This window comes from Streptomyces sp. CB01580, assembly GCF_001905795.1.
Taxonomy (GTDB): domain Bacteria; phylum Actinomycetota; class Actinomycetes; order Streptomycetales; family Streptomycetaceae; genus Streptomyces.
In genome coordinates this window covers 137,712-149,912 of record NZ_LIXJ01000004.1, presented here as the reverse complement: position 1 = coordinate 149,912, position 12,201 = coordinate 137,712, and the positions used below count along the sequence as shown (strand labels likewise).

Here is a 12,201-nt window from a genome sequence, read left to right as displayed (position 1 = left end):
ACACCAGTGCCCCTCCCGGCACCGGTGCCACATCCGGCATCAGCGCCCCGCTCGGCACTAACGGCTCCGGTACTTGGGCGCCGGCGGCGCCGTCAGTCCCGGCAGACCGGCCTCCAGCCACTTCCGGTACGACAGCGTCCAGGGGCTGTTCGCGCCACCGCTGCGGTAGCCCACCAGCACCTGGTTGACGCGGGCCACCAGGTCGTCCGCGCCCCGCTTCGTCGCCACGCCGTAGTACTCGGTGGTGAACGGCTTGTCGCCCTTGAGCTCGACCGCCGGGTCCTGGGCCGCCTGCCCGGCAGCCAGCGCGTTGTCCGTGACCACCGCGTCCACCTCGCCCAGCTGCAACCGCACCAGGCAGTCGAGCTGGTTGGGGACGGTCAGCCGGTCCTCGTCCGCGCCGGTGCCGTCGTGCTCGTCCTCGAAGACCGCCCCGAACGACTGCTTCTTCAGCGCGTCGAAGGCGGTGGAGCCCTCGGCGGTGCAGACCCGCTTGCCGGACAGGGAGGTGTCGTACCCGGTGATCGTCGACTTCTTCGGCGCGAGGACCTGCTGCCCGGTCTGGAAGTAGGCGGTGGAGAACGAGACCTGGCGGGCCCGCTCGCAGTTGATCGTCATCGTCCGGACGACGACGTCGACCTTGCCGTTCTCGAGGACGGCGACCCGCTGGTTGGTGGGGATGGCCCGGAAGACCACGGCGTCGGGGTCGCCCAGGATGTTCTTGGCGACGGCCCGCACCAGATCGATGTCGAAGCCTTCGAGCCGGCGGTTCTCCGGGTTGCGGTACCCCCAGCGGAAGCTGTTCTGGTCGACGCCCGCGATCAGCTTCCCGCGCGCCTTGATCCTCGCGATGTTCGGGCCGTCCGCACCGGACGGCGGCAGGCTCGCCTCCGGGTCGACGCAGTCCTCGGCCCGGGTCTGCGTCGCGTGCGCCGTACCCGGACCGGAGAAGCCGCCGAACGCGTCGGCACCGGCGCGGGAGAGCGGCAGCAGCGTCAGCGAGGCCGTCACCGCGCAGGCCACGGCCATGCCCGTCACACCGCCCCAGCCGCGCAGCCTGCCGGCGGACCTCGCTCCCGTACGCTTCCTGGTCATCGCTCCCCCTCTCGCTCTCACCGGTACTCCGAGAGCCTGCGGTTGACACCGACGATCGTGGCGACCGCTCCCAGCGCGGCGAGCACGGCGGCACCGACCGGCAGCCAGGTCAGCGCACCGAGACCGTCGTTCGCGGCCGTGGTGAACTGGTCCTGTTCATGGGCGAGAGCCTGCGCCAGCGCGTCGTCCACCCGGCCGAAGGACTCGCCCGTCGACTTCTCCGGCCCGGTGATCTGCTCCAGCGCGCCGTCGTAGTCGCCGCTGTCGTCGGTCGTACGGGCGGCACGGTGGCGGTCCTGCCACTCGGAGACCGCACCGATCGCGGTCTCCACCGGCCCGCTTCCCCGGTCGTCGTCGGCGAGCTCCCGGGCCCTCGCCAACTGCTCGCCGAGGGCCTTCATCCCCGTGTTGAAATCGGTCTCGTACTTGTCGTTCCTGCCGTCCGGGGTGAGCACGGCGCCCCGGGCGACCAGGGTGAGGTTCTCATTGGCCCGCGCCTTCAGGGAGTTGATCCGCGCGTGGTTGAGCACGTCCAGGGACTGCTGCCCGTGCGTGTCGGCGCTGCGCAGCTCGGCGCGGGCCACCGTGTGCCCCACGGCCAGCCACAGCAGCACCACGGTCGACGCGGCGGTCGCGACGAGCAGCCCGTGGTTGAAGACCCGGTTCGTCCGGCGGTGGTTGCGCCGCTGCGCCCAGAACAGCGCGGCCACCGCCACCACACCGAGCCCGAGCGAGAGGAACGGCCAGGCCCTGGCCTCGTCGCCGTCCCGGTCGAGCCGGTCGGTCTCCGCCGCGTACAGCCGCTCGGCGGCCGGGAGCAGGACGTCGGTCATCTTCTGGTTCGCGTACCGGAGGTAGGCGCCGCCCAGCGGCAGCCCCTGGCGGTTGTTGGCGCGCGCCCGCTCGATCAGGCCCGTGTAGCGGGGGAGTTCCTTGTTGAGCGTGGTGATCTCGCGCCCGGACTCCGACGAGGGGTCGGTGCCGGTCGCGGCCCGGACCAGCAGCCGGGAGGCCTCCTCGATGTCCTTGTCGTACCGGTCGAGGACCGCGCGCGGCTCCTGCGCACCGGCCAGGAAGCCGCTGGCCGCCGAGGTGTCGGCATCGGCCAGCGAGCGGTAGATGGCGGCCGCGCTCGCGCTCAGCGGCTGGCTGCGGTGCACCACGTCGTCGGCGGCGGCTGCCCGGTCGCCGGTCTCGAACGCCGTCACGGCCCCGAACGCGACGACGCACAGTGCCAGCACGGCCCCGATGATCCGGAGCCGGCCCGGCTCGGTCGTCGCCGCGGCCCGCAGCCGACGCGAGGCGACGGCCCAGACACCGGGATGCGGCCGAACGGCCGGGGGCGCGGGTACGGCCGTGGGCGCGGAAGGCTGGGCCCGCGCGTGCTTCGGGGCGGTGCGCATGTTCGGCGGGTGTGTCACTTGACCTCCCCCTCGGTCGCTGACGGTGGACCGGCCGGCCCCCGATCGGTCGGGGAGCTGGTACCCGGCCAGAAGTATGGCCGTGTGGACCGGCCGCCACACCGGGAACGCCCGGATCCCGCGTCGGTCCACGTCGGATCCACCCGCATTCGATCAAGGCGCGCGCCGTCGATCAAGCCGATCGGGGTCCGGACCGCGAAACCGGGCCCGGACCGCAGCCCGAAACCGGATTCCGGGGCGGACCTCGAACCGAACTCCGAATCGAACTCCGAACCGGACACCGGAGCGAACCGATCCCCTTCCATGAACACGTCCGGAGCCACTGATCGGTTCCCGTACGCGAGAGGCGTCCCGCGGCACGGAACACCGCGGGACGCCTCGGACGAGGAACAAGGGCGTGACACGCTCTGCCGGAAGCCCGGAAGCCCGGAAGCCCGGAAGCCCGGAAGCCCGGAAGCCCGGAAGCCCGGAAGCCCGGAAGCCCGGAAGCCCGGAAGCCCGGGGGACGTCCCCCGGAGGAGGACGGGGGCGCCCCTCGGAGAGAGGGGCCGGGCCGGTCGGTCAGCGGCGGTACAGCGCGCGCAGCCTCTCGTGCACCTCGGCCGGTGCCCCCGTCCGGTCCAGGCCCAGCAGCGCGGCCCCCAGCACCGGAGGCTCCGTCACCACCCGGACGACCGCCTTCGGGGCCCGTACCGCGAGGAGGTCCGCGATCCTTTCGTCCAGCCGGGGGTGACGGGCCGCCAGCACCCCGCCGCCCAGCACCACCGGAGCCTCCTCGGCCAGCAGACCCAGTCGGCCCAGCGCCACCGACGCCATCGAGACGACCTCCTCCGCCAGCCGGTCCACCAGCGCACCCGCCACCGCGTCCCCGGCCGCGGCCGTCGCGAAGAGCACCGGGGTCAGCTCGTAGCGCCGCTCGAACTCGATCCGGCCCAGATGCAGCGCCTCGATCAGCGCGTACATCGAGTCGAGCCCGAAGTGCGCGGGCAGCGCGCGGGCCAGCTCGGTCGGCTCGCCGCGACCGTCCTCGGCCCGCGCGGCGAACCACATCGCCTCCTCGGCCAGACCCGAACCGCCGCCCCAGTCACCGGAGATGCGGCCTATCGCGGGGAAGCGTGCGGTCCGCCCGTCCGGCAGCATGCCGACGCAGTTGATGCCCGCACCGCAGACGACCGCCACGCCCCGAGGGTCGTCCACACCCGCGCGCAGGATCGCGAAGGTGTCGTTGCGCACCTCGACCGAACCGCCCCAGCCCCGGGCGCGCAGCGCCGTCGCCAATTCCTCCTCCTCCACCGGGAGGTCGGCGTTGGCGAGACAGGCCGACACGTGCGTGACGCCGCCGGACGGGACACCGGACAGCTCCAGCGCCCGGCCGACGATCACGCCGAGCGCGTCGACGGCCGCCTCCACACCCACCACCGGTGGCTGGAAACCGCCGCCGCGAGCGGCCGACAGAATCGTTCCGTCGGTGCCGATCACAGCCACGTCGGTCTTGCTGTTCCCGGCGTCGATCGCGAGGACCGAAGCGTTCACGAGGGCCGGGGCGCCCGCGGGGAACGAAGTGTTCACGCCCACGCCAGGTGCTCCCGGTTGTGCGCGATCAGCTTGTCGGTGAGCGCCTCGGCGTACTCGAACTGGCCGATCAGAGGATGCGCGAGCAGCGCCTTGAACACCCGGCCCCGACCACCGCGCAGCGCCGCATCCAGGGCCATGTTCTCGTACGCGGTCACGTTGGCGATCAGGCCCGCGTAGAGCGGGTCCAGCTCCGGCACGGCGAGCGGGGTCGCCCCCGTGCCGTCGACCTGGGCCTGCACCTCGATCACCGCGTCGTCCGGCAGGAACGGCAGCGTCCCGCGGTTGTAGGTGTTCACCACCTGCACCGGGGAGCCGCCCGAGCCGAGGAGCGAGGACGCCAGGTCCACGGCCGCCTCGGAGTAGAAGGCGCCGCCGCGCTTGGCGAGCAGCGCGGGCTTCTCGTCCAGCGCCGGGTCGCCGTACATGGCGAGGAGTTCCTTCTCCATCGCGGCCACCTCGGCCGCCCGGGACGGCTTGGTGCCCAGCTCCCGCACGACCTCGTCGTGCGCGTAGAAGTACCGCAGGTAGTACGAGGGGACGACGCCGAGACGGTCGACGATCGCCCGGGGCATGCGCAGGTCGCCCGCGATCGTGCCGCCGTGCTCGGCGAGCAGCCTCGGCAGGACGTTCTCGCCGTCCGGGCCGCCGAGGCGGACCCCCAGCTCCCAGGTCAGGTGGTTGAGTCCGACGTGGTCGAGGTGCACCTGGTCGGGGGTGACGTCGAGCAGCCGGGCGAACTTCCGCTGGAAGCCGATCGCCACGTTGCACAGGCCGACGGCCTTGTGCCCGGCCTGGAGCAGCGCGCGGGTGACGATGCCGACCGGGTTGGTGAAGTCGATGATCCAGGCGTCCGGGTTGGTGCGGCGGACCCGCTCCGCGATGTCCAGGACGACCGGGATGGTGCGCAGCGCCTTGGCGAGGCCGCCCGCGCCGGTGGTCTCCTGGCCGATGCAGCCGCACTCCAGCGGCCAGGTCTCGTCCTGGTTGCGGGCGGCCTGGCCGCCGACGCGCAGCTGGAGCAGGACCGCGTCGGCGTCGGCGACGCCCGCGTCCAGGTCGGCGGTGGTGACGATCCGTCCCGGGTGGCCCTGCTTGGCGAAGATCCGCCGGGCGAGGCCGCCCACGAGTTCCAGGCGGTCGGCCGCCGGGTCGACGAGCACCAGCTCCTCGATGGGCAGCGTGTCCCGCAGCCGGGCGAATCCGTCGATCAGTTCGGGGGTGTAGGTGGACCCGCCACCCACTACAGCGAGCTTCATGGTCAGCCCTTTACTCCGGTCAGTGTGACGCCCTCGACAAACGCCTTCTGGGCGAAGAAGAAGACGAGGATCACGGGGGCCATGACCAGTACGGTCGCGGCCATGGTCAGGTTCCAGTCGGTGTGGTGCGCCCCCTTGAAGGACTCCAGTCCGTAACTGAGCGTCCAGGCGGCCGGGTTCTCGGAGGCGTAGATCTGTGGGCCGAAGTAGTCGTTCCAGGCGTAGAAGAACTGGAAGAGCGCGACGGCCGCGATGCCCGGCTTGGCCATCGGCAGCACCACCCGCAGCAGAGTGCGCAGTTCGCCGCAGCCGTCGACCTTCGCCGCGTCCAGGTACTCGTCCGGGATGGTCAGCAGGAACTGCCGCAGCAGGAAGATGGAGAACGCGTCGCCGAACGCCATCGGGACGATCAGCGGCCAGAGCGTGCCGGAGAGGTCCAACTGCTTCGCCCAGAACAGGTACATCGGGATGACGACGACCTGCGGCGGCAGCATCATCATCGAGATGACGAGCATCAGCGACAGATGCCGGCCGCGGAAGCGGAACTTGGCGAGCGCGTACGCCACGGGCACCGACGAGACGACCGTCAGGACCGTGCCCAGCCCCGCGTACAGCAGGGTGTTCTTCCACCAGGTCAGGAAGCCCGGGGTGTCGAACACCTTCTTGTAGTTGCCCCATTCGAAGGGGTGCGGCCACAGATCGCGGGTCAGCGCCTGCTGGTCGCTCATCAGCGAGGTGAGCACCAGGAAGACGAATGGCAGCACGAAGAACAGCGCCGCCGCGACGCCGAGCGCGTGCACGGCGATCCAGTTCAGCAGCGCCTTGCGGCGCGCCGCGCGACCGGCCGGGGTGACCGGGGCGGGCGCCGGTGCCGCGTCGGACGCCGTCGCTCGGGTGTCGAGTGCCTGGGCCACGTCACTCACCTGCCTGGATCAGCCCGCCGCGGCGCCGCATCAGCAGTGCGGTGAACGCCATGGCGAGGACGAACAGAACGAGCGCGGTCACACAGGCGGAGCCGTAGTCGAAGCGCTGGAAGCCGAGGTTGTAGACGAGCTGCGGAAGCGTCAGTGTCGACTTGTCGGGATAGCCGGGTTCGAACTGCTGCCCGGAGCCGCCCATCACACCCGAGGCGACCTTCCCGGCCACGAGTGGCTGGGTGTAGTACTGCATCGCCTGGATGATCCCGGTGACCACGGCGAACATCACGATCGGCGCGATGTTCGGCAGGGTGATGAAGCGGAACCGCTGGAACGGACCCGCCCCGTCCAGCTCCGCCGCCTCGTACTGCTCCTTCGGCACGTCGAGCAGCGCGGCCATGAAGATCACCATCAGGTCGCCCACCCCCCACACCGCGAGCGCGGTCAGCGCGGGCTTGGACCAGGTGGCGTCGGTGAACCAGCCGGGCGTGGGCAGTCCCAGCGCCCCGAGGATCGAATTGGCCGGCCCCGTACCGGGGTTGAGCAGGAAGACGAAGGCGAGTGTCGCCGCGACCGGCGGCGCCAGGTACGGCAGGTAGAACAGGGTGCGGAAGACCCCGGCCCCCGTCTTGATCTTGGTGATCAGCAGTCCGACGCCGAGGCCGAACGCCACCCTGCAGGCCACCATCACCACGACCAGCCAGAGCGTGTTGCGCAGTGCCGGCCAGAACAGCGGGTAGTCGCCGAAGACGAACTGCCAGTTCTTCAGCCCGCTGAACTCGGGGGCGGTGAAACCGTCGTAGGAGGTGAAGGAGAAGTAGAGCGTGGAGATCAGCGGATAGGCGAAGAAGAAGCAGAACCCGATCAGCCACGGCGACATGAAGGCCGCGGCCCACAGTGCCGCTCTTCCGCGCCTCGCGCCGAGGGTCGGTCCCCGGCGCTTCACCGGGGGTGCGAGTGTGTCCGTACGTTTGCTCATCGCGGCGCTACTTCGCCTGCGCGATCGCCGCGTCGATCTCGGCGGCGGTCTTCTTCAATCCCGCCCCGATGTCCTTCTGCACGCCCTTCTCGATGTCGAATCCGAGGTTCTGCAGGGACACCAGGTACGCGCCGCCGTTCACCGAGGGCGGGGTGGTGGTGCTGTTCGGGTCGGCGGCGATGTCCAGGAACGTCTTGAAGCGCGGATCGTACTTCAGCTTCGGCGACTTCAGCGCGGCCAGTGTGGACGGCACGTTGTGGATGGCGTTGGCGAAGTTCACGACCGCGTCCGTGTCGGTCGTCATGAACTTGACCAGTTCCCAGGCCGCGTTCTGCTTCTTCGAGGTGGCGGCGATCCCCGCGATGGTGCCGGTGAGGTAGCCCTTGCCGTAGGTGTCGGCCTGGTCGTCGGCGACGGGCATCGGGGCCACGCCGATCTCGAACCCGGGCTTGCTCTCCTCGGCCATCCCGAGCCGCCACGGGCCGTCCAGCTGCATGGCCACCTGGCCGGTGTGGAACGGGTGCTTGGCTCCCCACTCGTCACCGAACGACGTGCGGTACTTCTCCAGTTTCTCGAACCCGCCGAGGCCGTCGACCAGCTTCTTCTGGGTGGTGAGCATCGCGGCGAACGCCGGGTCCTCGGCGATGTTCGACCTGCCGTCCGCGTCGAAGTACTTCGGGTCCCAGCCGCCGAGGTAGTGCTCGGTCGTCGACTCGTAGCCGTGGTAGTTCGGCATGAAGCCGAGCCGCTCGTACGAGTCGCCCTTGGTCTTGGTCAACTTCTTGGCGGTCGCGGCCAGTTCGGACCAGGTCTTCGGCGGTCCGGCGATTCCGGCGGCCTTGAACGCGTCCTTGTTGTAGTAGAGGCCGTACGCGTCTCCGAGCAGCGGAACCGTGCAGCGCACGCCGTCGAACTGCGTGTACTCGTTCATCGCCTTCGGGAACGTCTTGTCCGGGTCGATGCCGTCCCGCTTCAGGAACGGGTTCAGATCGACGAACGCCTTCGAGGAGCAGAACTTCCCGACGTTGTTCGTGGTGAACGACGAGACGACGTCCGGAGCCTTCGAACCGCCCGCCCGCAGCGCCTGGTTGATCTTGTCGTCGGTCATGTTGCCGACGACGTTCACCTTGATGTTGGGGTGCTTCTCGCGGAAGGCGTCGACCGTCTCCTGGATCGCCTTGACCTCGCCCGGGGCGCTCCAGCCGTGCCAGAAGGTGATGGTGGTTTCCTTGGACGCGTCGTCCGTGGCACCGGAGTTGCTCTGGCCGGTACAGGCGGAGGCGAACAGCGTGAGCGCGGCGGCCGCGGCGAGCGCGGCGGCCGGCTTCCGGCGGACTGCGGACATGACGGTGACTCCCGAGTACGAGGTGCGGAGGGGTGACGTACGGAGTGGGTGAGGAGCGGATTCGGAGGGACGGGCGGACGCCGGAGCGGGGTGCGCGGTCAGCGCGAGGTGTCGAAGACCTCGTCGCGGGTGGTGACGAGGGCGCTCTCCAGTGCGCCGCGCAGGACGGGGCGATGCGTCACGGCACCGGCGATCAACCGGGGCCGGGAGGCGGACAGTTCGGCGAGTTCGGACTCCACCCGGCCGCGCAGGGGTTCCCCGCCGGCCGCGATCACGTCGCCGGACAGCACGACGAGTTCCGGGTCCAGCACGGCGACCATGGATGCCAGCCCGGTCGCGAGCGCGGTGGCGAACCGGTCGAGGAGCCGCGTGTACGGGCCTTCCTCGCCCGCCTCCGCGACCTCGGCGGCCCTGGCGATCAGCCGGGACGCCACCTCGTGATGGGTGCCGGGGGCGCGGACGGTGTCGTCGTCGATGCCGAGCTCCCGGGCCAGCCGGGCCAGGACCTGGGCGCCCGCCAGCTCCTGGAACCCGCCCGAGTTCGCCTTGGTGACCTGCCGGACCAGCGGTGCGCCCGGCACCGGCAGGAAGCCGACCTCACCGGCGCCGCCGGTGAAGCCGCGGTGCAGCCGTCCGTTGATCACGAGGGCGGCGCCGAGCCCCTCCTCGTTCCACAACAGGACGAAGTCGTCGTGCCCCCGCGCCGCGCCGAGCCGTTGTTCGGCCACCGCGACCAGATTCACGTCGTTCTCGTACTCGACCGGCATCGGCAGGAACGCGGCCAGCTCGTCCAGCAGCGCGGGGGAGTGCCAGCCCGGCAGGTGCGAGGCGTACCGCAGCCGTCCGGTGCCGGGGTCGAAGGCGCCCGGGGTGCCGATGACGACCCGGTGGATCTCGGAGCGGGCGAGCCCGGCGTCCTTGACCGCCCCGTCCAGCGCGTCCGCCACCTGCCGCACCACGCAGTCGGCGCGCCGGCCCGGGGTGCGCAGCTCGAACTCCCCGACCGTCTCGCCGGTCACGTCGGCGACCGCGGCGAGGATCCGCTGGGCGTTCACGTCCAGCCCCGCGACGTGCGCGGCCCGCGCGTTCACCGCGTACAACTGGGCGTTGGGCCCGGGCCGCCCCGCCACCGTCCCGGTGGCGACGACCAGCCCGGCCGCCTCCAGCCGTGCCAGCAGCTGCGAGGCGGTGGGCTTGGAGAGCCCGGTCAGCTTGCCGATCCTCGTGCGGGAGAGCGGTCCGTGCTCCAGCAGCAGATCGAGGGCGGCCCGGTCGTTCATGGCTCGCAGAACGCGGGGGGTACCCGGTGTGGTTCCGGCCATGAGCTCCACCTGCCCTGTGTTCGGAAAGGTTGTTCGGAAAGTTGTTAGGAAACTTTCCTATTCGGTGAGAGGACGGTATGGCGCCGCGGCCGGGTCGTCAATGGTCAGCATCGCTGCGGCAATCAAAGCGTTACGTGGAGGCGGCCGTTCGGTTGCCTCCGGTCCCCCTGGGGACCGTGGAGCCGAGGTCGGGGAGCGGGACGGCGGACGGTCTTCCGGAGAGCCGGAGCGCGGGCGGCGGGACGGCCGAAGGGGCACGCACGGATCGACGGATCCACGCGTGCCCCTTCGGGCGTGTCCGGGAAGTCCCGGCTACTTCGACAGGTTCGACGGCGGGCTGATCGGGTTCGTGGCCAGGGACTGCGGCGAGGTCGCCGACGCGAACGCCGAGGGGGCGGCCACGGCGGCCGACGGGTCGGGGGCGGGCTCCTCCTCCACCTGGTCCGGGACGCCGCCGACGATCCGGATGCCCGCCTCGTCGAAGGCCCGCTTGATCCGCCAGCGCAGCTCGCGTTCCACGCCCACCGCCTTGCCGGGCATCGTCTTCGCCGCGACCCGGACCGTCATCGAGTCCAGCAGCACGTCGCTCAGGCCCAGGATCTCCACCGGGCCCCACAGCCGCTCGTTCCACGGGTCCTCCTTGGCCATCGCGGCGGTGGCCTCGTCGATCACCGTGCGGACCCGGTCGAGGTCCTCCGAGGGGTGCAGCATCACGTCGACACCGGCCGTCGACCAGCCCTGGCTGAGGTTGCCGATCCGCTTCACCTCGCCGTTGCGCACGTACCAGATCTCGCCGTGGTCGCCGCGCAGCTTGGTGACCCGCAGGCCGACCTCGATGACCTCGCCGCTGGCCACGCCCGCGTCGATGGTGTCGCCGACGCCGTACTGGTCCTCCAGGATCATGAAGACGCCGGACAGGAAGTCGGTGACCAGGTTGCGCGCGCCGAAACCGATCGCCACACCGGCCACGCCCGCGGAGGCCAGCAGCGGGGCGAGGTTGATCTGGAACGCGCCCAGGATCATCAGGCAGGCCGTGCCGAGGATCAGGAACGACGCCACCGAACGCAGCACGGAACCGATCGCCTCGGAGCGCTGACGGCGGCGTTCCGCGTTGACCAGCAGCCCGCCCAGGGCGGTGCCCTCCACGGCCTGGGCGCTGCGGTTCATCCGTTCTATGAGCTTGGTGAGAGCGCGCCGGACGGCGGTCCGCAGCACGATCGCGATCGTGATGATGAGCACGATGCGCAGACCGATGCTCAGCCACGTGGACCAGTTCTCCTCCACCCAGCTCGCGGCGTTCCCGGCCTGCTCGGCGGCCTCGTCGAGCGAGCTGCCGGTCCCGGGTGACGGGGCTGCGGCCAACAGGGCGGACAGGGACACGACGGAACCTCCGGATGGGGTGCGACAGGCCCACCACACTAACGGGGCAGCGAACGAGCACCACCGTCGCGACCGAGCGGACGGAGGCATTACGGGGGCGCCGGGGCGCACATGTGGCCGATTACACACCGGACGGTCGTCTCCGCCGCTGCGGGCCCCGGGGAGCCCGTGCCGACGGGCGTCGACGGGGCCCGGCGGCCGGTGACGACGAAAAATCCTTCCGGCCCGTTACCCGCACGTGGTGGCGCTTCGACCGGGCGTGAGGAGAAAATCGGATCGGATCGTCCCGGCGCGAGCCACGCGCCGCCGGCGTACAAGGAGGCGTCCACCGTGCCGCATGTCCTGGTTCTCAACGCGTCGTACGAGCCGCTCGGCGTCGTACCGCTCCGCCGCGCTCTCGTCCTCGTGCTCGAAAACAAGGCCATCTGTCTTGAGGAGTCCGGCGCCTTCATGCACAGTGCCACCCGGGTCGTCCCGGCGCCCAGTGTCGTTCGGCTGAAACGGTTCGTACGGGTTCCCTACCGGGGCCCCGTACCCCTGACCCGCCGGGCGCTGTTCGCCCGCGACGGAGGCCGCTGCATGTACTGCGGCGCCGCCGCGACCAGCGTCGACCACGTCATCCCGCGCAGCCGCGGCGGCAAGCACTCCTGGGACAACGTGGTCGCGGCCTGCCGCCGCTGCAACCACGTCAAGGCCGACCGGCACCTGCCCGAGCTCGGCTGGCGGCTGCACCAGCAGCCCGCCCCGCCCACGGGCCTCGCCTGGCGCATCATCGGTACGGGCCATCGTGACCCGCGCTGGTTGCCGTACTTGCAACCCTTCGGCGCGGACGACGCGATGGCCCGGATCGACGGCGTATCAGCCTAGGATCCGGGCCTTCGTCGTCCCCGGGGCCGGGCCCGGGGACGCGG

At 71.0% G+C, this 12,201-nt stretch carries 10 protein-coding genes; 1 reads left to right on the top strand and 9 read right to left on the bottom strand.

The window, feature by feature from the left end:
• Positions 1-57: 57 nt before the first annotated feature.
• From AMK22_RS08755 to AMK22_RS08710, 9 genes are all read right to left on the bottom strand, one after another.
• Positions 58-1,095 (bottom strand): glutamate ABC transporter substrate-binding protein, encoded by a 1,038-nt coding sequence (locus AMK22_RS08755; protein WP_073783080.1) that lies wholly within the window; start codon positions 1,093-1,095, stop codon positions 58-60.
• Positions 1,096-1,112: 17 nt separating this feature from the next.
• A complete protein-coding gene (locus tag AMK22_RS08750) occupies positions 1,113-2,516 on the bottom strand; it encodes a hypothetical protein (RefSeq protein WP_073783078.1) in 1,404 nt (467 codons plus the stop codon).
• A gap of 561 nt (positions 2,517-3,077) precedes the next feature.
• The gene (locus AMK22_RS08740; RefSeq protein ID WP_073783541.1) at positions 3,078-4,049 is read right to left on the bottom strand and encodes an N-acetylglucosamine kinase; all 972 of its coding nucleotides are present in this window, start codon (positions 4,047-4,049) and stop codon (positions 3,078-3,080) included.
• 32 nt (positions 4,050-4,081) lie between these two features.
• Complete coding sequence (locus AMK22_RS08735) at positions 4,082-5,347, bottom strand: 6-phospho-beta-glucosidase (protein ID WP_073783074.1); 1,266 nt, start codon at positions 5,345-5,347, stop codon at positions 4,082-4,084.
• 2 nt (positions 5,348-5,349) lie between these two features.
• On the bottom strand, positions 5,350-6,261 hold the full coding sequence (locus AMK22_RS08730; protein ID WP_073783072.1) for a carbohydrate ABC transporter permease: 912 nt from the start codon (positions 6,259-6,261) through the stop codon (positions 5,350-5,352).
• Between the two features lies 1 nt (position 6,262).
• Positions 6,263-7,144 (bottom strand): carbohydrate ABC transporter permease, encoded by an 882-nt coding sequence (locus tag AMK22_RS08725; protein ID WP_073783539.1) that lies wholly within the window; start codon positions 7,142-7,144, stop codon positions 6,263-6,265.
• 106 nt (positions 7,145-7,250) lie between these two features.
• Positions 7,251-8,588, bottom strand: a complete 1,338-nt coding sequence (locus AMK22_RS08720) for an ABC transporter substrate-binding protein (protein ID WP_073783070.1) — start codon at positions 8,586-8,588, stop codon at positions 7,251-7,253.
• A 98-nt stretch (positions 8,589-8,686) separates the two neighbouring features.
• Positions 8,687-9,910 carry an ROK family transcriptional regulator gene (locus AMK22_RS08715; protein WP_073783069.1) on the bottom strand — a complete coding sequence of 408 codons (1,224 nt, stop codon included), beginning with the start codon at positions 9,908-9,910 and terminating at the stop codon, positions 8,687-8,689.
• Positions 9,911-10,222: 312 nt separating this feature from the next.
• The gene (locus AMK22_RS08710; RefSeq protein ID WP_073783068.1) at positions 10,223-11,290 is read right to left on the bottom strand and encodes a mechanosensitive ion channel family protein; all 1,068 of its coding nucleotides are present in this window, start codon (positions 11,288-11,290) and stop codon (positions 10,223-10,225) included.
• A 330-nt stretch (positions 11,291-11,620) separates the two neighbouring features.
• Between AMK22_RS08710 and AMK22_RS08705 the strand changes: the two genes are divergently transcribed.
• Positions 11,621-12,157, top strand: coding sequence for an HNH endonuclease (locus AMK22_RS08705; RefSeq protein WP_073783067.1), 537 nt, complete (start codon positions 11,621-11,623; stop codon positions 12,155-12,157).
• Positions 12,158-12,201: the final 44 nt, after the last annotated feature.